Raw genomic sequence first — 20,195 nt, 5'->3', positions numbered from 1 at the left:
GTGCGCGGTCCGGGCCGGCCCGCCGGCCGGCTCAGGACTGCGCGTACCGCAGGACGCCCCACATGCTGTGGTCGGCGTCCTCCCCCTCGGCGGGCGGGTCGGTGTCCCGGCAGGCGTCGAGCCGGTCCCGCAGGGACCGGGCGTCGATGCCGCTGCCGATCATGACGAGCTGGGTGGCGCGCTTCTCGGAGCGCGCCCATGGCGAGGGGTAGAAGCGCAGGAAGTCGCCGACGGCGTGGACCGCGTACTTGTTCCTGTGCCCGGCCACGCCGAAGTGGACGAAGCCCTTGATGCGGTAGAGCCCCTCGGGCCTGCTGTCGAGGAATTCCATCAGCCGGCGCGGGTGCATGGGGTCGTCGGATATGAACTCCACGCTCTCGTACGCGGCGTGCAGGTGGCCGTGGTGGTCGTCCTCCTCGTCCCCCGCGCACAGGTCCTCGAAGGACAGCTGGCGGATCGCCTCGTTCCGTTCCTCCCGGGGCTTGCGGTCGAACAGCAGGTCCGGGTCGACGCGCCCGTAGGACGCGCTCACGACGGGCGTACCGGGGGCGAGCTCCGCGAGCGTCGCGGTGAGGCCCTCGCGTGCCTCGTCCCCGATCCGGTCGGCCTTGTTGAGGACCACGAGGTCGGCGATGGCCACATGCCGGTCGATCTCCGGGTGGCGCGCCCGGGTGGCGGAGTACTCGGCGGCGTCGATCACCTCGACCAGGCCGCCGTAGACGATGGCCTTGTTGTCGCTGGCCAGGATCATCCGGATGATCTCCTGCGGCTCGGCGAGCCCGCTGGCCTCGATGACGATGACGTCGATCCGGGCCGCCGGGCGGGCCAGCCGGTCCAGGAAGCCGTCCAGCTCGCTGGTGTCGACGGCGCAGCACAGACAGCCGTTGCCGAGGGAGACCATGGAGTCGACCTGTCCGGCGACGTTCATGGCGTCGATCTCGATGCTGCCGAAGTCATTGACGATCGCCCCGATCCGGCTGCCCCCGCTCCGCCCGAGAAGGTGGTTGAGCAGGGTCGTCTTGCCGGAGCCCAGAAAGCCGGCGAGGACGATGACCGGGATCTGTCGCTTGGCCAAGGGAGGCGCCTCCATCGTCGGGCGGGCGGGTCGTTCGCCCGCCCCAGGATAGGGGCGCGTGACCCACCGGCCCCGGGCGCCCGTCCCGCCGCACCCGCTCGGCGCGGTTCCGCGCGCGACACCGTCACCGGTCAGGTTAGGCTTACCTACGTGAGCACGTGCGCGACTGCCTCCCGCCTGTTGACCGAGCCGCTGGCCGGCACCGCCGCGACCGCGCGGACGTGGCTGCTGATCGAGCAGCCCGGCCCGTGGGGCAGCGACGCCCTCACCTCCAGCCATCTCGACCCCGCCGTCGGCCGCGCCCTGGAGCGGGCGGCCGCGGGCACCGGCGTACGCGTCGCGCTGATCCGCCGCCCGGGACGGCACGCGGACTGCCACGGGCCGTCCGCGCAGCAGGTCTTCGTCGCGCACACCGCGCCGGGCCGCTCCTGGATCCGTACGACCGTGCTCCCCGACCCCGCGGCGCTGCTGGAGCTGGACCTCGCGGCGCTGGGCGCGGGCGAGCACGCCGGGCTGTGGGAGGAGTACGACGGCGATCCGCTCGCCGTGGTGTGCACCAACGGCAAGCGCGACCGCTGCTGTGCGCTCCTGGGGCGTCCCCTCGCCGCGGAGCTGGCCGCCGCGGGCGGTAACGAGGTCTGGGAGGTCACCCATATAGGTGGTCACCGCTTCGCGCCGACCCTGTTCGTGCTGCCCTACGGCTACACCTACGGGCGGGCCACCGCACAGGCCGTCAAGGAGGCGCTGGAGGCGGCGCGCGACGGCCGCGTCGCCACCGCCAACTGCCGGGGCCGCTCGGCGTGGGAGCGCCCCGGCCAGGCCGCCGAGCTGGCGGTGCGGGCCCTGACCGGCGAGGAGGGCGCGGACGCCCTGGACGTCACCGCGACCGAGGGAGCGGCGCCCCGCTGGACGGTGACCGTCTCGCACACCGACGGGCGTGCCTGGCGGGTCGAGGTCGGCCAGGGCGCGGCGGAGCCGCCCCGCCCCGAGACCTGTGGCATGGCGCTCGGTACGCCCTCCCGCATGGACGTGTCCGCCATCACCGCACTGTCGTGAACCGCGGGCTCCGCGGCCCGCGGAGCCGTCAGCCCTTCTTCTTCACGTTCTTCACGAACTCGGTGGTGTAGGTCTTGCCGAGGTCCACCGAGGCGCTCTTGAGGTTGGGGTTGAAGGACTTGAGGACCTCCAGGACCGTCTTGGGCCCGTCGGCGGGCATCACGCCGTCCTTGGTGAACATGGGCAGGGTGTTCTCGATGGCCTTCGCGTAGAGCTCCTTGCCGCCCTTGGCGTAGTCGGCGGGCATCTGCTCCATGATCTCCTCGGGCGTGTGCTCGGACATCCACTTCAGGGTCCTGACCATGGCGTTGGCGAGCTTCTGCACGGTCTCCTTGTGGCTGTTGACCCACTCGGTGTTCATGTACAGGCTCGACGCGGGGTAGAGACCGCCGAGCGCGGCTCTGGACCCCTCGGGGGTCCGCATGTCGACGAGCACCTTGCCGAGGTCCTTGGCGAGGATCTGGGCGACGGTCGGGTCGGTGGTCATGCCGCCGTCGATGGCCCCCTTCTCGAGGGCGGAGATGAAGGTCTGGCCGGCGCCGACGGCGACGGGCGTGAAGTCGCTGACCTGGACGCCGTTCTTGACCGCCAGGTACTTCGTCAGGAAGTCGGTGGAGGAGCCGAGCCCGGTGACGCCGAGCTTCTTGCCCTTGAAGTCCTTGGGCGAGGCGAGGCCGGACGCGGCCTGCTTGGAGACGATCTCCACCTCGCCCGGCGTCTGGGCCAGCTGGACCACGGACTCCACCTGCTTGCCCTTGACCTGCAGGTCGAGCGTGTGGTCGTAGAAGCCGACGACTCCCTGGACGTCGCCGGAGACCAGCGCGGTGGTGGCCTGCACGCCCGCGGGCTCGCTCAGGAGCTTGACCCGCACGCCTTCCTTCTCGAAGTAGCCCAGTCGCTGGGTGAGCACCGCGGGCAGGTAGATGACCTTGTCCAGGCCGCCGACCATGATCTTGACGGTGTCGCCCTCGAGCGATTCGCTCCCCGCGTTGCCGGCCGAGGAGTCGTCGGCGCATCCGGAGAGGGACAGGCACATCACCCCCGCGACGGCCATTGCGGAGACCTTGGCGATCTTGCCGAACGTACGCATGATCCGTTCCTTACGGTGGAGTGGGGGGTGAGGGTCGGGTGGTGGGGAGGGTCAGCGCTCGCCGCCGCGCGCGGCGGGCTTCCAGCGGAAGAGCCGCTTCTCCAGGAAGGTCAGCAGCCCCTCGGCGAGGAGGGCGACGACGGCGAGGATGACCATCGCCGCGTACACGCCGGCCGAGTTGAACGTGCCCTGGGACTGGGCGACGAGCAGGCCGATGCCCTTCTCCGCGCCGATGAACTCACCGACGATGGCTCCGATGAGGGCGAAGCCGAAGCTGACGTGCAGGCTGGTGAAGATCCAGGAGGTGGCGGAGGGGACGACGACCTGGAGCGTCACCCGCCGGTTGCTGGCGCCCAGGATGCGGGCGTTGGAGACGAGATTGCGGTCCACTTCGCGGGCGCCCTGGAAGGCGTTGAAGAAGACGGGGAAGAAGACCAGGACCACGGCCGAGGCGACCTTGGAGGCGGGGCCCAGGCCGAACCAGATCAGGAAGATCGGTGCCAGGACGATCCTGGGCACCGCGTTGAGGACCTTGATGTACGGGCCGAAGACATCGGCGAGGAAGGGCACGCGGCCCAGCACGATGCCCAGCACCACGCCGGCGCTCACGCCGACGCCCCAGCCGATCAGGGCCTCGTAGAGCGTGTACCAGACCTGTTCGCCGAGCGAGCCCTGGGTGGTGCCGTGCATCGTCCACTGCGCGATCTGGTCCCAGATCTTCGAGGGCATCGAGAAGTTGAAGGGGTCGATGGTCTTGGTGCGGGCCATGACCTCCCAGGCGGTCAGCAGTGCGACGAGCAGCAGCACGCGGGCGCCGAGGACGGCGAACCGGCGCTTGCGCGCGGCCTTCGCCCGGCTCTCGGTCCGGTTCTTGCCCACCTTCAGTGCGGTGGTGGCAACAAGTGACTCGGCGGACTCAAGCGACACGTGAGGCACCCCTCTCGCGGGTGATGCGGACTTCCTCGCCGAGGGAGGACCAGATTTCCCGGTAGATCTCGATGAACTGCGGCTCCAGGCGCACGGATTCGACCTTGCGCGGCCGGGGAAGGTCCACCGGGAAGACCTGCTTGACGGTGGCCGGGCCGGCGGTCATCACCACGACCTTGTCGGCGAGCGCGATGGCCTCCTCCAGGTCGTGGGTGACGAAGACGACGGAGGCGGCGGAGGTGGCGCCGGAGGCGGTGCCGCCGCCCCACAGCTCCAGCAGCTCGTCCGACATCAGCGCCCTGGTCTGCACGTCGAGCGCCGAGAACGGCTCGTCCATGAGGAGGATCTCCGGCTCGTTGACGAAGGTCTGCGCCAGCGCCACGCGCTTGCGCTGACCTCCGGAGAGCTGATGCGGATAGCGGTCCTCGAACGCGGCGAGCCCCACCCGTCCGAGCCAGTCGCGGGCCCGCTCGCGCGCCTGCGCCTTGGGCACGCCGCGGAAGCGTGGCCCGGCCATGACGTTGGAGAGCACCGTGCGCCAGGGGAAGACGGCGTCCTGCTGGAAGACGAAGCCGACGTCGGGCCTGATGCCGCTCACCGCCTCGCCGCCGACGAGGACTTCGCCCTCGGTGGGCTCCTCCAGGCCGCTGACCAGGGTGAGCGTCGTGGACTTCCCGCATCCGGTCGGGCCGACGACCGCGACGAACTCGCCCCGGGCCACGGTGAGATCGAGGTCCCTCACGGCCGTGTGCGCCGCCCCCGAGGGCGTGCGGAACACCTTGCTCGCACCCCGCAGTTCGATGGCCGCCACACCACCCGAGGGCGCGTCCGGGGAGGTATCACGTGGGGTGCCGCTGTTCATCCGTCCGCCTCCGGTGCCCGGGTCTTCGGTGTTCGGCCCCGCGGTCCGGTGCGGGGCAACCGGTGCTGGAGGTTAGGAGTGGCGCAGGCCACAGGGGCAGTCTTGTGAGCGCTGTGCGGCTTGAGCGCACGAAGCCTGTTCTGCTCGTTTTGCTCGCGATAGAACAACAAATACGACACGGGGGCGACACAAGAGGCCATCGTCCGGCTACGTTCGGTTCACATCGACGGCGTTCGTGATCATGCAGCGGTCTTGTGTGCTGGTGGCGGGCCGCCGTTCGTCGGTGACGGGCGTTCGCGCCGGCCGGCGGCCCCGGACGACGAACCGAAGACGAAAGGGACACGCATGCGCCTTTGGTGGCCCCGGCGCGTCTTCGCGCAGGTCCTCTCCGTCCAGCTCCTGATCACCACGGGCGTCATCGCCCTCACCGCCGGGCTCTTCCTGCGGCCGCTGGGCGCCCAGCTCGACGAGCAGGCCGAGCACCGGGCGCTGGCCATCGCCCAGGCCACCGCCGCCCAGCCCGGCATCGCCCACGACGTCCTCGCCGGCCGGCCCGTCCCCGACGGCCCGGTCCAGGTGGCCGCCGAGCGCATCCGCCGGGCCACGGACGCCAGTTACGTCGTGGTCGTCGACACCCAGGGCATCCGCCACTCCCACACCACGCCCGCCGAGATCGGCCGGCACGTCAGCACCGACCCCGGCGCCGCCCTGAGCGGGCACGAGTGGACGGGCATCGAGAACGGCACCCTCGGCCGCTCCGCCCGCGGCAAGGTGCCCCTGCGCGACGGCGAGGGAGCCATCGTCGGCGCCGTCTCCGTCGGCATCGCCTACGACGACGTACGCGACGTGTTGCTGCACGCCCTGCCCGGACTGCTCGTGTACGCCGGTGCCGCGCTCGCGGCCGGCGCGCTGGCGGCCTTCGCCGTCTCGCTGCGGCTGCGCAAGCGCACCCACGGCATCGAACTCTCCGAGATCTCCGCGCTCCTCGACGAGCGCGAGGCGATCCTGCACGGCATCCGCGAGGGCGTCGTCGCGCTCGACCGGCGCGGCCGCGTACGGCTGGTCAACGACGAGGCCCAGCGCCTGCTCGGCCTCGGGCCGGACGCCATCGGGCAGCCGCTGGACGCGGTCCTGCCGCCCGGCCGGACCACGGACGTCCTGGCGGGGCGCGTGACGGGCACGGACCTGCTGACCGTCCGGGACGGCCGGGTGCTGGTCGCCAACCGGATGGACACCGCCGACGGCGGCACCGTGGCCACGCTCCGCGACCGTACGGAACTGGAGCAGCTCGGCCGGGAACTGGACGGTACGCGCGGGCTGACCGAGGCCCTGCGCGCCCAGGACCACGAGCACGCCAACCGGCTGCACACCATCGTCGGGCTGCTGGAGCTGGAACTGTACGAGGAGGCCGTCGAGTTCGTGGCGGAAGTGACGGGTGCCCACCGGGCCACCGCCGAGCAGGTGACCGAGCGGGTGCACGAACCGCTGGTCAGCGCGCTGCTGGTGGGCAAGAGCGCGGTCGCGGCGGAACGCGGCGTGGCCCTGCGGGTCAGCGATCGCACGCACCTGCCCGACGGGGTGGTGGACCCGCGGGACCTGGTCACCGTCCTCGGCAACCTCGTCGACAACGCGCTCGACGCGGCCGGCCGGCACCGCGCGGACGCGTTCGTGGAGGTCGACGTGCGCACGGTGGGCACCACGGCCGTGGTGAGCGTCTCGGACAACGGCCCCGGCGTGCCGGCCGAGGCGCGGGAGCTGGTGTTCGCCGACGGCTGGTCCACCAAGAAGGCCGAGTCCCCGCACCGGCCCCGGGGCCTGGGCCTCTCGCTCGTGCGGCGGCTGGCCGAACGGTACGGCGGCTCGGCCCGGGTGACGGAACGGGAAGGCGGTGGAGCGGTGTTCACGGTGGAACTGCCGGAGGCGCTGCGTCCGGCGGGCCGGGCACCGCACGCCTCACGATCCCTCGAAGGAGTGAGCAGGTGATCGAGGTCATGGTCGTGGACGACGACTTCCGCGTCGCCGAGATCAACGCGGCGTACGTGGCCCGCGTGCCCGGCTTCCGGGTACGGGCCACCGCCCACAACGCGGCGCAGGCACTGGCGCTGCTGGAGCGCGGCGGCATCGATCTGATGCTGCTCGACCACTATCTGCCCGACGAGACCGGCCTGTCGCTCATCCGCCGCGTCCGGCAGCTGGGCCATCACACGGACGTCATCATGGTCACCGCCGCCCGCGACATCACGACCGTACGCACGGCGATGCGCTACGGCGCCCTGCAGTATCTGGTGAAGCCGTTCTCCTTCGCGGGCCTGCGGGTGAAGCTGGAGGCGTACGCGCGGCTGCGCCGGACGTTCGAGGGCGCCGAGGAGGCGGAGCAGGACCAGGTCGACCGGATCTTCGGCGCCCTGCGCACGGCCTCGGCCGCCACGCCCCTGCCCAAGGGCCACTCGGCGCCGACCGCCGAGCTGATCCGGCGGGTCCTGTCGGACGCGGCGCGGCCCCTGTCGGCGCACGAGGTGGCGCAGCGGTCGGGGCTGAGCCGGTCGACGGCCCAGCGGTATCTCAAACGGCTGGAGGAGTCGGGCCGGCTCAGCCTGACGCTCAAGTACGGCGAAACGGGCCGCCCGGAGCACCGCTACGCCTGGTCGGGGCGTAACTGACCGCTTCCGGGCGGCGATCGGTCAGATACGGGCGCAGCTCACGATCTGTATGCCCCGGTTGCAGGCGTGGATCGTCGCGAAGCACTTGTTGCTGAACGTTCCCGTGGAACCGTCCGAGAATCTGCAGCGCACCGGCTCGTACACCGTGGCGCAGACGTCCGGACATGTCGTGGCCACCGCGATCTCCGGGGCCTGCGGGGCGGCGTGGGCGGGGGCGCTGAAGGTGAGGGCTGCCGCGCAGGTCAGCAGGAGGGTGGCGAACGGTGCGGCAAGCTTGCGCATGAGTGACTCCTTCGCTGGGTGTGCCACACGTCTATCACCGGCTTTCTCCCGGGCGTAAGCCGGTGGCCGGGCTTCCGCCCGCCCGGAACCGGCCATACCGTGCCCGCCGCCGTGCGGCACCGCCGTCCCCGGCTCAGGCGGCCCCGGCGCCGGTGAGGGAGCGCACCTCGGCTTCCGCGTAGCCGGCCTCGTCGGCGGGTTCGGGCGAGGTGACGGTGCCGAGCCAGCCGGCGAGGAAACCCAGTGGCACGGAGACCAGGCCCGGGTTCTCCAGGGGGAAGAGCCGGAAGTCGGCGCCGGGGAAGATCGCGTCGGGGGTGCCGGAGACGACCGGGGAGAGAAGGACGAGCGCTACGGCGGGGATCAGCCCGCCGTAGACCGACCAGACGGCGCCCCGGGTGGTGAATCGGCCCCAGAAGAGCGAGTAGAGCAGCACCGGGAGGTTGGCCGAGGCGGCGACGGCGAAGGCGAGGCCGACCAGGAAGGCGACGTTGAGGTTCTGGGCGAGCAGCCCGAGCCCGATGGCGACCAGTCCGGTGCCGGCCGCGGCCAGCCGCGCGACGGCGACTTCGCCGCGGGGGCCGCGGCCCGGCCGGGCGCGGCGCGTCGGGGCCGTACGGCTCGCGCGGCGGCTCAGCGTGGCGTAGAGGTCATGCGCGACCGAGGCGGAGGAGGCCAGGGTGACCCCGGCGACGACGGCGAGGATGGTGGCGAAGGCGATGGCGGCGACCACGGCGAACAGGATCGTTCCTCCGGTGGAGCCGGCGCCGCCGCCCAGCTCCAGGGCGAGCAGGGGCACGGCCGTGTTCCCGGCCGGGCCGCTCGCGCGCACCGCGTCGCTGCCGAGCACCGCCGCCGCGCCGAAGCCGAGGACGATGGTCATCAGGTAGAAGCCGCCGATGAGGGCGATGGACCAGACGACCGACCGGCGCGCGGCGCGGGCGGTGGGCACGGTGTAGAAGCGCGCGAGGATGTGCGGCAGCCCCGCGGTGCCCAGCACGAGCGCGAGACCGAGGCTGATGAAGTCCAGCCGGGAGGTCAGGTCGTGGCCGTACTTCAGGCCGGGCGCGAGGAAGTCACGGCCGTGGCCGCTGCGGTCGGCCGCCGTGGTGAGCAGTGCGCCGACGTCGCCGTGGAAGCGGACGAGCACGAGGACGGTCAGCGCGATCGTGCCGCCCGTCAGCAGCACGGCCTTGACGATCTGGATCCAGGTGGTGGCCCGCATTCCGCCGAGCGTGACGTAGACGACCATCAGGGCGCCGACGACGACCACCGTCCAGCCGCGGGCCCGCTCGCCGGTGCCGCCCAGCAGCAGGGCCACCAGGCTGCCCGCGCCGACCATCTGGGCCACGAGGTAGAGGACGGAGACGGTGATGGAGGAGATGCCGGCGGCGGTACGCACCGGGCGCTCGCGCAGCCGGGCGACCAGTACGTCGGCGAGGGTGAACCGGCCGCAGTTGCGGACGAGTTCGGCGACGAGGAACAGCACGACGAGCCAGGCGACGAGAAAGCCGACAGAGTAGAGCATTCCGTCGTAGCCGTAGAGGGCGATGAGGCCGGAGATACCGAGGAAGGAAGCGGCGGACATATAGTCGCCGGCGATGGCGAAACCGTTCTCCAGGGGCGAGAAGAGCCGTCCTCCCGCGTAGAACTCCTCGGGCGAGCCCTGCCGTTCACGCCCCGCCCAGGTGGCGATGGCGAGCGTGCCGAGGACGACGGCACAGAAGAGGAGGAGCGCGAGGCCCTGATGGGAGCCGGTCACCGGGTCTCACCCCGGCCCCGCTCCGGGCCGCTCTCGCCCGCCGGGCCGGCGGTGAGCGCGAGCCGCCGCTCCCGCCCGCCGCCCTGCAGTGTCTCCAGGGTGACCGCCCAGCGCAGTTCCATCGCCGCCGGGTCACGGCGCAGCCGGGCGTGGCGGGCATAGGCCCAGGTCAGCAGGAAGGTCGTGGCGAACTGGGCGAGACCTGCGACCATCGCCACATTGAGCGCGCCGGCCACGGGCCGGGCCATCATCCGCGGCGCGGCGGTCGCCGCCAGCACATACGCCAGGTACCAGCCGAGGAACGCGGCGGTCGCGGGAAAGACGAAGCGGCGGTAGCGGCGGCGCACTTCCCGGAACGCCGCGCTGCGCTGGACCTCCCGGTAGATGCCGGCCGCGTCCCGTGCCCGCTCCGCCCCGGCCGTCCGCTGAACCGTTACACCAGCGCGCCCGTCGCTCTCTCTCACAGAACTCTCCTTGGTCGCCGACCCCGTTGGCCGCGTGCCCAAGAATGGACAGACCGGAAAGATCCAGCCCCGCGCACGAGCGGACGTTCACACCATCGGGTGATGGCGTGCGCCGCTGCGGCGCGGGGCCGGGGAGGCTGTGGGAAGAGGCGGGGAAAGGGGGGAAAGGCAGGAGGGGACGGTCAGGCGTCGATGCGCGAGCGGTCCAGCGTGGCGGCGGAGTTGGTGATGAACTCCTTGCGCGGCGCCACCTCGTTGCCCATCAGCAGGTCGAAGGCGCGCTCCGCGGCCTCCAGGTCGCTGATGTTGATCCGCCGCAGGGTGCGGTGGCGCGGGTCCATCGTGGTCTCCGCGAGCTGGTCGGCGTCCATCTCACCGAGACCCTTGTACCGCTGGATGCCCTCCTTGTAGGGAACGCCCTTGCGGTCCAGCTCCAGCAGCGTCTGCCGCAGCTCGCTGTCGGAGTAGGTGTAGATGTACTTGTCCTGCCCCTTCTTGGGGCGGGTGAGCTCCACCCGGTGCAGCGGGGGCACCGCCGAGAAGACCCGGCCCTCCTCCACCATCGGCCGCATGTAGCGCTGGAACAGCGTGAGCAGCAGGCAGCGGATGTGCGCGCCGTCCACATCGGCGTCGGCGAGGAAGATGACCTTCCCGTACCGCGCGGCGTCGATGTCGAAGGTACGGCCCGAACCGGCTCCTATCACCTGGATGATCGCGCCGCACTCGGCGTTCTTGAGCATGTCGGAGACCGACGACTTCTGGACATTGAGAATCTTGCCGCGGATCGGCAGCAGCGCCTGGAATTCGGAGTTCCGCGCGAGCTTCGCGGTGCCGAGCGCCGAGTCGCCCTCGACGATGAACAGCTCGCTGCGCTCGACGTCGTCGCTGCGGCAGTCGGCGAGCTTGGCCGGCAGCGAGGAGGACTCCAGCGCCGTCTTCCGCCGCTGGGCCTCCTTGTGCTGGCGGGCCGCGATGCGGGTGCGGGCGGCGGCCACCACCTTCTCCAGCACGGCCCGGGCCTGCTGCTTGGCGTCGCGCTTGGTGGAGGTCAGGAAGGCCTTGAGCTCCTTCGCGACGACGTTGGCCACGATCCGGGAGGCGGCCGAGGTGCCCAGCACCTCCTTGGTCTGCCCCTCGAACTGCGGCTCCGCCAGCCGTACGGTCACGACCGCCGTGAGCCCCTCCATGGCGTCGTCCTTGACGACGTCGTCCTCGGCGACCCGCAGCAGCTTGGTCGAGCGCAGCGCCTCGTTGACGGTCTTGGTGATCGACCGCTCGAATCCGGCCACGTGCGTGCCGCCCTTGGGGGTGGCGATGATGTTGACGAAGGACTTCACCGTGGCGTCGTAGCCCGTGCCCCAGCGCAGCGCGATGTCCACGCCGAGCTCACGGGTGACCTCGGTGGGGGTCATGTGGCCGCGGTCGTCGAGGACCGGCACGGTCTCCTTGAAGGTGCCCTGGCCGCTCAGCCGCAGCACGTCGCAGACGGCCTTGTCCTGGGCGAGGTACTCGCAGAACTCGCTGATGCCGCCGTCGTAGCGGAAGGTCTCCTCGGTGCTCTCCTGGCCGTCGAGACCGCGCTCGTCCCGGACGACGATCGTCAGGCCCGGCACCAGGAACGCCGTCTGCCGGGCACGGCCGTAGAGGTTCTCCAGGGAGAGCTTGGCGTCCTTGAGGAAGATCTGCCGGTCCGCCCAGTACCGCACGCGGGTGCCGGTGCGGGTCTTGGGGACCTTCTTGCCCTTGAGGAGGCCGTTGGCCGGGTCGAAGGGGGCGTCCGGGCCGGACTCGGTGAAGATGCCGGGGACACCGCGGCGGAAGCTGATCGAGTGCGTCCGGCTGTTCCGGTCGACCTCGACGTCCAGCCGCGACGACAGCGCGTTGACGACGGAGGCGCCGACGCCGTGCAGACCGCCGGAGGCGGCGTACGAACCGCCGCCGAACTTGCCGCCCGCGTGCAGCTTGGTCATCACGACCTCGACGCCGGACAGGCCGGTCTTGGGCTCGACGTCCACGGGGATGCCGCGGCCGTTGTCCCGGACCTCCACCGAGCCGTCCTCGTGGAGGATCACCTCGATGCGGTCGCAGTAGCCGCCCAGGGCCTCGTCGACGGAGTTGTCGATGATCTCCCAGAGGCAGTGCATCAGGCCACGGCTGTCCGTCGACCCGATGTACATGCCGGGCCGCTTGCGGACGGCTTCCAGGCCCTCGAGGACGAGCAGGTGCCGCGCGGTGTAGTTGGATCCGTCCCGGTCTGCCCCGGTCAGCAATGCGGTGGACGGCACGGACGTCTCGGCGGTCACGCGGTTCGCTCCTCGCTGAATTTCTTGTCTGCCCCGACTGCGGGCACATGGGTGGCTCGGTTGCCGTTCAGAGGGTACCGAGGCCTGGTAGAGCCTTTGTGCCGCCACCCTCGGGAACAACCGCCCTCATCGAGATTAGATCACGTGTTCGATACCCCGATGGGGTGACGTGCACATCACGTTCCCTTCGAGGCATGAACCATTTAGGCTCCGGGCACGTCCTCAAGAACAACCCGGCAAGCCGGCCGGGAGGACGATCCCCCAGCGACGTGAAACCGTAAGCCCACGCAATACGGCTCATTCGCCGCCAAACGTCAAGATCCGGCTCACTCGGAAGGAAGTTTCGAGGAAAAGCCACGAGCGGGAACGTTTTCGGCCTGGTTGGATGTTGACCCTGGTACGACAGCTCGTCGAGCTAGAGAAGAGGCGACGTGACTACTGTTCTGACCCCCGCGAGCCCGCTGACGGCCGCTGACCGCTGCGACCGGTGCGGCGCTCAGGCTTACCTGCGCGTCGTTCTCATGAGCGGCGGTGAACTGCTCTTCTGCGCCCACCACGGCCGCAAGTTCGAGCCAGAACTCAAGAAGATCGCCGCGGAGATACAGGACGAGACGGAGCGGCTCACCGCCGTCCCGGCGTCCGCGTCCGATGAGGACCGCTGAGTCCGCAGCGGAACGCTGACACATCGCATCCCACGACGAGCGAGGTCCCGCCATCCAGGGCTGGACAGCCGCGGGCGGCTCCCCCACCGGGGAGGCCGCCCGCTCTCGTACCCTCCTCCGACCACGGACGGTCGCAGCGCCCCGGGCTGGCTCATTTCGCTCCCCGGTGATGGGGCCGCAGCGCCGCGTGCGGCTGCCGGACCGGCGGCGCGCTGGGCTGTGAGGTGGCCGGCGGAAGAGGCGGCTGCCGCGCCGGAGGAGCCTTCTCCGGCAGGGCGTCGGCGCTGTGCGCCCGCACCAGTGCGGCCACCGCCGAGATCCGCGTATAGACGCCCGGACGCCCCGGCTGGGCACAGCCGCTCCCCCAGGACACCAGCCCCACCAGGCGCCCCCGTGCCACCAGCGGTCCCCCGCTGTCGCCCTGACAGGCGTCCCGCCCGCCCAGCGGCAGTCCGCCGCAGAGCATCGTCGCGGGCTGGTACGTGCCCTCCGGCCCGCCCGGATATGCCTGCCGGCACAGCGCGTCGGCCAGCACGAGCACCCGGGCACCCCGCAGCGTCTGCGCATAGGTGCCGTTGCCGGTCAGATCACCCCAGCCGTAGACGCCGGCCGCCGTACCCGGCTCGTACGCCGCGTCGCCCGTCGGCGCCATGGGGATCGCGCGCGCGGCCGGCACCGGCTCCGCCAGGGTGAGGACGGCCACGTCCCCGGCGTTGGTCTCCATGTTGAAATCCGGATTGACCCAGACGGCGCGGACCGGCATCTCCGTGCCCGCACTGCCGCGCAGATCGTCCCGCCCGGTGATCACCCGCAGGTCCCTGGCCTCCGCCACATCGACCCCGAGCACCTCACGGCTCAGACAGTGCGCGGCGGTCACAACCGTTGTACGGCCCACCAGGGCCCCGCCGCAGAAGTGCCCGGACCGTACGCCGCCGAACCGGTCCCGGCTCGCCAGAGCCACCATCCAGGGCGCGTCGGACACCTTCACGACCTGACCCCCGACGACCCCGCGGTCCACCGCCCGTACCGGCGGGCCGGGGACCGCCGCCAACAGCAGCACGACGGCCGCGGCCAGCGGGTACCTCAGGGCGCGCATACACACTCTCCCGACACAGCGGAGTTATTTGCCTACCCAGCGTCACCCCGGAAGAGCGTCCGCGCATCCGGAAGCCCTAGGGCCCGGCCCCTCCGAAGAGGAACCGGGCCCTTAAAGGATCGACTGTCATCGACCGTCGCGGTGGGTGATGCCCCAGGATCAGTCGAGGTAGTCGCGCAGAACCTGCGAGCGCGACGGGTGACGCAGCTTCGACATGGTCTTGGACTCGATCTGACGGATCCGCTCACGCGTGACACCGTAGACCTTGCCGATCTCGTCGAGGGTCTTGGGCTGACCGTCGGTGAGACCGAAGCGCATGGAGACCACGCCCGCCTCACGCTCGCTGAGCGTGTCCAGGACGGAGTGCAGCTGCTCCTGCAGAAGCGTGAAGCTGACCGCGTCGGCCGGCACGACCGCCTCGGAGTCCTCGATGAGGTCACCGAACTCGCTGTCGCCGTCCTCACCCAGGGGGGTGTGGAGGGAGATCGGCTCACGGCCGTACTTCTGGACCTCGATGACCTTTTCGGGGGTCATGTCGAGCTCCTTGGCCAGCTCCTCCGGGGTGGGCTCACGGCCCAGGTCCTGGAGCATCTGGCGCTGGACGCGCGCGAGCTTGTTGATGACCTCGACCATGTGCACCGGGATACGGATGGTGCGGGCCTGGTCGGCCATCGCGCGGGTGATGGCCTGGCGGATCCACCAGGTCGCATACGTGGAGAACTTGTAGCCCTTGGTGTAGTCGAACTTCTCCACCGCGCGGATCAGACCGAGGTTGCCCTCCTGGATCAGGTCCAGGAAGAGCATGCCGCGGCCGGTGTAGCGCTTGGCCAGGGAGACCACCAGACGGAGGTTGGCCTCCAGCAGGTGGTTCTTGGCGCGCCGGCCGTCCTCGGCGATGATCTCCAGCTCGCGCTTGAGCTTCGGGGCCAGCTTGTCGGAGTTCGCCAGCTTGTCCTCGGCGAACAGACCGGCCTCGATGCGCTTGGCGAGCTCGACCTCCTGCTCGGCGTTGAGCAGGGGGACCTTGCCGATCTGCTTCAGGTAGTCCTTGACCGGGTCGGCGGTGGCACCGGCCACCGCGACCTGCTGCGCGGGAGCGTCGTCCTCGTCCTCGTCGGACAGGACGAAGCCCTTGGTCTCGCCGCTCTCGTCCTCGTCGTCACCCTTGCCCGGGGTGGGAGTCTCTTCGAGAAGCTCGTCCTCGAGGATCTCGTCGGCGTCCTTCTTGGCGGCGGTCTTCTTGGCCGTCGTCTTCTTGGCGGTGGCCTTCTTGGCCACCGTCTTCTTGGCGACCGCCTTCTTGGCGGCGGTCTTCTTGGCGGGCGCCACGGCCTCGTCGCCCTCGGCGTCGTACGCGCCCTGGGCGGACGTGCCGGACGTCGAGGAAGACGACTGCCGGGCCGTGACCGTCTTGGAGGAAACGGCCTTGGTGGCGGTGCGCTTCGCCGGGCTCTTCGCTGCGACGCTCTTGCGGGTGCGCTTGGGCGCCTCTGCGGCACTGACCATCAGCGTCACACCCTCCTCGTCGAGGACCTGGTTGAGGCTGCGCAGAACGTTCTTCCACTGGGTTGGCGGAATCTGGTCAGCCTCGAAGGCCCGACGCACGTCGTCGCCGGCGATCTGCCCCTCGGCCTTTCCCTGCTCGATGAGCGCCATCAGAGACTCGGATTCGGCGATCTCCGGCGGGAGCGTACGGGATGTGCTGGCCGACACGAACAACCTCTCGGAACGATGGAAACGGCTTCCGGCCCCGGCCGGCCCTGGAGGGGCGACCGGTTCCGACGACCGTCGGCAAAGGATGAACCGACGGCGCGGGCGATAGTGCAGAGCAACACAGCACCTCGAACGAGGCCTGTATTCCCTCCGCAGCCACCACCTCTTTAGTCATCGCGCTGCCTCAAGGAGCGTTACGCCCAATCCTCGTGGCCCGAGTCACACCGCATAACGGAGTGAATAGCCACTGAAGTGGACAGATCGCCGACTCGGTCGCCGTCTGCGGCCGCGCGGAACGGCCCATCCGGCTCGCGCGTACGGCCGTACGCGCGCGCTGGACGAGCGGTCCCGCACGTACCGCCCCCGTCCGGTGCCCCGCCGTGCTCAGTGCTCGCGGGGCGCGGGCACCACGCGCTCGACCTCCGGGTGGGCGACGAGCAGTTGCCGCATCGCCGCCTCGGCGCCGGCGGCGTCGCCCGCGGCCACGGCGTCGACGATCCGCAGGTGCTGGCCGACGCCCGCCTCGGAGGGGCGGTCGCAGCCGCCGGCCGAGGCGCCGGAGACGTGCAGGGCCGCGGAGACGATGCCCGAGAGGTGCTCGAGCATCCGGTTGCCCGCGACCTGCAGGAGGAGGGAGTGGAACTCGGCGTCGGCGCGGGCGAAGGTGAGGGAGTCGCCCTGGGCGAGGGCATGACCCATGATCTCGGCCATGTCGGCGAGCCGCTGCTGGACGTCCTCGCGGCCGTGGCCCGCGGCCAGCCGGGCGGCCAGCGGCTCGATGGTCCAGCGCAGCTCGCAGAGCTCACGGCGCTGGTCCTCGCGCTGCGGCCCGAAGGCCCGCCATTCGATGATGTCGGGGTCGAGCAGGTTCCAGTCGCTGACGGGGCGGACGCGGGTTCCGACGTTGGGCCGGGCGCTGACCAGGCCCTTGGCCTCGAGGACGCGCAGGGATTCGCGGACGACGGTGCGGGAGACCTCGAAGCGCTGTCCGATCTCCTCCGGGACCAGCGGGCGGTCGGCGCCCAGGTCACCGGAGACGATCATCTGGCCCAGCTGCTGTACGAGCTGGCCGTGCAGCCCGCGGCCACGGCTGCCGGCGGCGCGGCGGCCGGCGCGGCTCAGCTCCGCCTCGCCGTCCCAGGCGGGCGAGGCGACGCGGTCGGGCCCGGGGCCCTCCGCGTAGGAGTAGCGGTCTAGCTCGCCCGGGCCGGCGAGGCCGGAGTCGGCGGGGCGAGCCGCGGTCATCATGGTGTGCGCAAGGGTACTCACGCTTCCTTTGTCGGCGACACCTCGAAGCCCCTTGAGGTCTTTGGTGAAAAGCACACGAAAGGGTGATCGCCCATTACCTCGCAATTGACGTCCAAACGGACAGAATCGGGCACCCTGCGAGAACGGGGGGTTGCGCAGCGTAATGGCCGTGGGTGTTTTTCTCCCACCCCTTCCGACCGATTGTCACTCTGCGTTCGCTGCCGCCCGGCATGGCGCAATAGCACAGCCATCACCTCGGCCGGCCACGGAACACGGTGAGGACGTAGGCGCCGAGCAGCCCCGTCAGCGCCAGGGCCAGGGCCCAGCCGATGGGCTGCGACATCAGCCGCAGCGCTGCGGAGATTCCGGCATCGAGACCTGACGGCCACTGCACCACGGCCGCCGAGCGCAGCCGTTCCGGAAGCCCGATCAGCGAACGGGCGGCCGGCCGCGAGAGCAGTCCGCCCAGGACCGGCACCACCAGCGTGGGCACCGCCAGCACCGCCACCAGCCCCAGGGCGGTGGACCGGAAGAGACCCGCGGCGAGCAGCCCCGCCCAGGCGCATCCGAGGCTCAGCCCGCTCCAGCCGGCGAGCGCGGTGGCCCAGCCGTCGGGGAAGAGGGCCACGGAACGGCCGAAGAGGAGCCGCAGGACGGCGCCGTCGAGGACGAGGCACGCGAGGGCCAGAAGCAGCGCGGCCACGGCCGAGACGGCGAGCTTGGCCCCCAGCAGGCCGAGGCGGCGTGGCACGGTGCCCTGGTCGGGCGCGAGCGCCGGATAACGGAACTCCTGACCGAAGGCGAGCGCCCCGAGCAGCCCGGCGGCGAACGCGGCCGGGGGCAGCGGCAGCCAGACCGGCCAGCCCGTGAGCATCCGCAGGGCCGGAGGGGCACCGGTCCGGGCGAGCAGGACGGAGGCGACCAGCGAGGCGGCGAGGGCGGCGGCGGCCACGTTCCAGGTGGTCCTGATGCCCGTGGCCCGGCGCAGCTCGTAGCGCAGGGGCCAGGCGGGGCCGGGCGCGGTGAGGCGGCCGCTGAGGCCGGTGCGGGCGGCGGGCACGGGCTGCGGAGCGCTCTCGTCCGGCTCACCGGCCTCCGGTTCCGGGGCGTCGGTGCGCCGGCCGTCGGCGCGCTGCAGGGGGGTGACGGGCCCGGTGTCGCCGCTCTCCTCGGTCAGACGGTGCACGAGGATGCCGTGGCGGTAGGCGGTCTCGCCCACGGCCGCGCAGCTGCTGCCGTAGACGGAGATGCGGCTGCCGCCTTCGTGCACCACCTCGATCGGAGGGCCGCCCGTCACTTCGCTCTCCTTGTCGGCCTCCGCGGCGAGGACGTGGGCGAGGCGGTTCGCCAGCGGTGACCGGACGGCGACGCGGGGGCGCAGCCGGCAGCCGGCGAAGGCGGCGGCCTCCTGGTCGGCGATGAGGCGGCCCTGGTCGATGGTGACCACCCGGTCTGCGATGCGGCCGGCTTCCTTGGCGTCGCGGGAGGTGACGAGCACGGCGCCGCCCTGGGCGGCGTAGCCGCGCAGCAGTCCGTGGAGCCAGGCGGTCTCGCGGGGGGAGAGCCCCTCGGCGGGGTCGTCGAGGACGAGCGTGTGGGGGTCGCCGAGCAGGGCCGCGGCGAGGCCGAGGCGGCGGTCCATACCGAGCGAGAAGTCACCGAGGCGCTGGTCGGCGAGGCCGCTGAGGCCGACGACCTCCAGGACGTCGTCGGCGCGCTCGGCGGGGACCCCGGCGGCCGCGCTGAGCATCCGCAGGTGGCCTCGGGCGGTGCGGGCGGGGTGGCCGGGGACGTCGCCGAGCAGGACGCCGATCTCGCGGGTGGGGTGGGGGATCCGGTCCAGGGTGCGACCGCGGAAGAGGGCGACGCCGCGGCCCGGGTCGAGGCGCAGCATCAGGCGCAGGGCGGTGGTCTTGCCCGCTCCGGGCTCGCCGAGCAGGACGGTGACGCGCCCGGGGCGGGCCTCGAAGGTGAGGTCGTCGACGACGGGAGGCTGTTGGCGGCGGGGGACGCTGGTCAGTCCGATGGCCTGAATCATGGCTTCACTCGCGGGACGGCGGGACCGTACCGCAGCACCGTAACCCGATATGTCCTATTTGCTACGCAACGTAGACACCTTCAGGCACGCGTGTCACATCCGTGCGGGCGAGTCCTTACGGGCCGGACCCACGAGCCCCCGCCCCCGCCCGCCCGGCCCCCACTAGGCCTCGGGCCGGAGCATGGGCGGGTTGAGCAGAGTGGCCCCGCCCGCCCGGAAGAGTTGCGCCGGGCGCCCTCCCTGGCGTGTCGTCGTCCCGCCCGTCGGCACCAGGAACCCTGGCGTACCGGTGACCTTGCGGTGGAAGTTGCGGGGGTCCAGCGCCACGCCCCACACCGCTTCGTAGACCCTGCGCAGCTCCCCGACGGTGAACTCCTGAGGGCAGAAGGCGGTGGCCAGCGAGGAGTACTCGATCTTGGAACGAGCGCGCTCGACGCCGTCCGCGAGGATGCGGGCGTGGTCGAAGGCCAGCGGCGCGGCCTGCTCGTCCTCGCGGCCGTAGCCGACCTCCTGGTCCAGCAGATCCTCCACCGGCGCCCAGCGCACACTGCGCGCGTCGCCACCCGGGCGCGGGGCGGGCAGATCGGGCGCGAGCGCCAGATGCGCGACGCTCACCACCCGCATGCGCGGGTCGCGCTTGGGGTCGCCATAGGTGGCGAGCTGCTCGAGGTGCGCGGCGTTGGCGATCGCGGGCGCCGCGGGGTCGTGCGCGTGCAGCCCGGTCTCCTCGGCCAGCTCGCGCGCCGCCGCCGTCGCCAGGTCCTCGTCGCCCCGCACGAACCCGCCGGGCAACGCCCAGCGGCCCTGGTACGGCGGCTCGCCACGCCGTACGGCCAGCGCACACAGCGCGTGCCGCCGCACGGTGAGCACGACCAGGTCGACGGTGACTGCGAAGGGCGGGAAAGCCGACGGGTCGTAGGGCATGACGCGATCATAGTCGTCTTCCTGACGATAAAC

The 20,195-nt window shown here is 71.5% G+C and carries 17 protein-coding genes; 4 read left to right on the top strand and 13 right to left on the bottom strand.

Annotated features, from left to right (window positions below; translation table 11 throughout):
• Positions 1–31: 31 nt before the first annotated feature.
• Positions 32–1,075: a GTP-binding protein gene (locus tag ABZ956_RS20535; protein WP_361895369.1), complete on the bottom strand. Its 1,044-nt coding sequence runs from the start codon at positions 1,073–1,075 to the stop codon at positions 32–34.
• Positions 1,076–1,225: 150 nt separating this feature from the next.
• Between ABZ956_RS20535 and ABZ956_RS20530 the strand changes: the two genes are divergently transcribed.
• Positions 1,226–2,131 carry a sucrase ferredoxin gene (locus ABZ956_RS20530; RefSeq protein WP_361895366.1) on the top strand — a complete coding sequence of 302 codons (906 nt, stop codon included), beginning with the start codon at positions 1,226–1,228 and terminating at the stop codon, positions 2,129–2,131.
• A 28-nt stretch (positions 2,132–2,159) separates the two neighbouring features.
• Here the strand turns inward: ABZ956_RS20530 and ABZ956_RS20525 are convergent, their stop codons facing one another.
• Genes ABZ956_RS20525 through ABZ956_RS20515 form a run of 3 tightly spaced genes read right to left on the bottom strand, consistent with a single transcriptional unit; the run spans position 2,160 to position 5,010 of the window.
• Complete coding sequence (locus ABZ956_RS20525) at positions 2,160–3,221, bottom strand: ABC transporter substrate-binding protein (RefSeq protein WP_361895363.1); 1,062 nt, start codon at positions 3,219–3,221, stop codon at positions 2,160–2,162.
• Positions 3,222–3,272: 51 nt separating this feature from the next.
• The gene (locus ABZ956_RS20520) at positions 3,273–4,148 is read right to left on the bottom strand and encodes an ABC transporter permease (RefSeq protein ID WP_361895360.1); all 876 of its coding nucleotides are present in this window, start codon (positions 4,146–4,148) and stop codon (positions 3,273–3,275) included.
• Complete coding sequence (locus tag ABZ956_RS20515) at positions 4,138–5,010, bottom strand: ABC transporter ATP-binding protein (protein ID WP_361895357.1); 873 nt, start codon at positions 5,008–5,010, stop codon at positions 4,138–4,140. Before ABZ956_RS20515 ends, ABZ956_RS20520 begins: the two co-directional genes overlap by 11 nt.
• Positions 5,011–5,355: 345 nt before the next feature.
• On the opposite strand from ABZ956_RS20515, the gene ABZ956_RS20510 reads away from it, so the two are divergent.
• Both ABZ956_RS20510 and ABZ956_RS20505 read left to right on the top strand, forming a co-directional pair.
• A complete protein-coding gene (locus tag ABZ956_RS20510) occupies positions 5,356–6,993 on the top strand; it encodes a sensor histidine kinase (protein WP_361895354.1) in 1,638 nt (545 codons plus the stop codon).
• The gene (locus ABZ956_RS20505) at positions 6,990–7,670 is read left to right on the top strand and encodes a response regulator (protein ID WP_361895351.1); all 681 of its coding nucleotides are present in this window, start codon (positions 6,990–6,992) and stop codon (positions 7,668–7,670) included. The genes ABZ956_RS20510 and ABZ956_RS20505 overlap by 4 nt, the downstream gene beginning before the upstream one ends.
• A 21-nt stretch (positions 7,671–7,691) precedes the next feature.
• Here ABZ956_RS20505 and ABZ956_RS20500 read toward each other — a convergent pair whose 3' ends face one another.
• From ABZ956_RS20500 to ABZ956_RS20485, 4 genes are all read right to left on the bottom strand, one after another.
• Complete coding sequence (locus tag ABZ956_RS20500; RefSeq protein WP_361895348.1) at positions 7,692–7,952, bottom strand: hypothetical protein; 261 nt, start codon at positions 7,950–7,952, stop codon at positions 7,692–7,694.
• A 133-nt stretch (positions 7,953–8,085) separates the two neighbouring features.
• Positions 8,086–9,714, bottom strand: a complete 1,629-nt coding sequence (locus ABZ956_RS20495; RefSeq protein WP_361895345.1) for a cation acetate symporter — start codon at positions 9,712–9,714, stop codon at positions 8,086–8,088.
• Positions 9,711–10,178 (bottom strand): DUF485 domain-containing protein, encoded by a 468-nt coding sequence (locus ABZ956_RS20490; protein ID WP_361895342.1) that lies wholly within the window; start codon positions 10,176–10,178, stop codon positions 9,711–9,713. Before ABZ956_RS20490 ends, ABZ956_RS20495 begins: the two co-directional genes overlap by 4 nt.
• A 182-nt stretch (positions 10,179–10,360) precedes the next feature.
• Positions 10,361–12,481 carry a DNA topoisomerase IV subunit B gene (locus ABZ956_RS20485; protein WP_361895339.1) on the bottom strand — a complete coding sequence of 707 codons (2,121 nt, stop codon included), beginning with the start codon at positions 12,479–12,481 and terminating at the stop codon, positions 10,361–10,363.
• A gap of 431 nt (positions 12,482–12,912) precedes the next feature.
• Here ABZ956_RS20485 and ABZ956_RS20480 point away from each other — a divergent pair, with 431 nt between their 5' ends.
• A complete protein-coding gene (locus ABZ956_RS20480) occupies positions 12,913–13,143 on the top strand; it encodes a hypothetical protein (RefSeq protein ID WP_071961820.1) in 231 nt (76 codons plus the stop codon).
• 151 nt (positions 13,144–13,294) lie between these two features.
• Here the strand turns inward: ABZ956_RS20480 and ABZ956_RS20475 are convergent, their stop codons facing one another.
• From ABZ956_RS20475 to ABZ956_RS20455, 5 genes are all read right to left on the bottom strand, one after another.
• Complete coding sequence (locus tag ABZ956_RS20475) at positions 13,295–14,239, bottom strand: serine protease (RefSeq protein ID WP_361895336.1); 945 nt, start codon at positions 14,237–14,239, stop codon at positions 13,295–13,297.
• A 159-nt stretch (positions 14,240–14,398) separates the two neighbouring features.
• Complete coding sequence (locus ABZ956_RS20470) at positions 14,399–15,952, bottom strand: RNA polymerase sigma factor (protein ID WP_361895333.1); 1,554 nt, start codon at positions 15,950–15,952, stop codon at positions 14,399–14,401.
• 384 nt (positions 15,953–16,336) lie between these two features.
• On the bottom strand, positions 16,337–17,275 hold the full coding sequence (locus ABZ956_RS20465) for an FCD domain-containing protein (RefSeq protein WP_361895330.1): 939 nt from the start codon (positions 17,273–17,275) through the stop codon (positions 16,337–16,339).
• 175 nt (positions 17,276–17,450) lie between these two features.
• On the bottom strand, positions 17,451–19,238 hold the full coding sequence (locus ABZ956_RS20460; protein WP_361895327.1) for an ATP-binding cassette domain-containing protein: 1,788 nt from the start codon (positions 19,236–19,238) through the stop codon (positions 17,451–17,453).
• Between the two features lie 162 nt (positions 19,239–19,400).
• Positions 19,401–20,162, bottom strand: a complete 762-nt coding sequence (locus ABZ956_RS20455; RefSeq protein WP_361895324.1) for an NUDIX hydrolase — start codon at positions 20,160–20,162, stop codon at positions 19,401–19,403.
• Between the last annotated feature and the right edge of the window lie 33 nt (positions 20,163–20,195).

The organism is Streptomyces sp. NPDC046261, assembly GCF_040646235.1.
Taxonomy (GTDB): Bacteria; Actinomycetota; Actinomycetes; order Streptomycetales; family Streptomycetaceae; genus Streptomyces.
Note: the sequence above shows the minus strand (reverse complement) of the source record. Positions and strands in the feature narration are given on the sequence as shown.

Coding starts and splice junctions, on each gene's coding strand:
- ABZ956_RS20475 (WP_361895336.1), bottom strand. CDS start 14,239: ATGCGCGCCCTGAGGTACCCGCTGGCCGCGGCCGTCGTGCTGCTGTTG.
- ABZ956_RS20455 (WP_361895324.1), bottom strand. CDS start 20,162: ATGCCCTACGACCCGTCGGCTTTCCCGCCCTTCGCAGTCACCGTCGAC.
- ABZ956_RS20525 (WP_361895363.1), bottom strand. CDS start 3,221: ATGCGTACGTTCGGCAAGATCGCCAAGGTCTCCGCAATGGCCGTCGCG.
- ABZ956_RS20500 (WP_361895348.1), bottom strand. CDS start 7,952: ATGCGCAAGCTTGCCGCACCGTTCGCCACCCTCCTGCTGACCTGCGCG.
- ABZ956_RS20460 (WP_361895327.1), bottom strand. CDS start 19,238: ATGATTCAGGCCATCGGACTGACCAGCGTCCCCCGCCGCCAACAGCCT.
- ABZ956_RS20510 (WP_361895354.1), top strand. CDS start 5,356: ATGCGCCTTTGGTGGCCCCGGCGCGTCTTCGCGCAGGTCCTCTCCGTC.
- ABZ956_RS20515 (WP_361895357.1), bottom strand. CDS start 5,010: ATGAACAGCGGCACCCCACGTGATACCTCCCCGGACGCGCCCTCGGGT.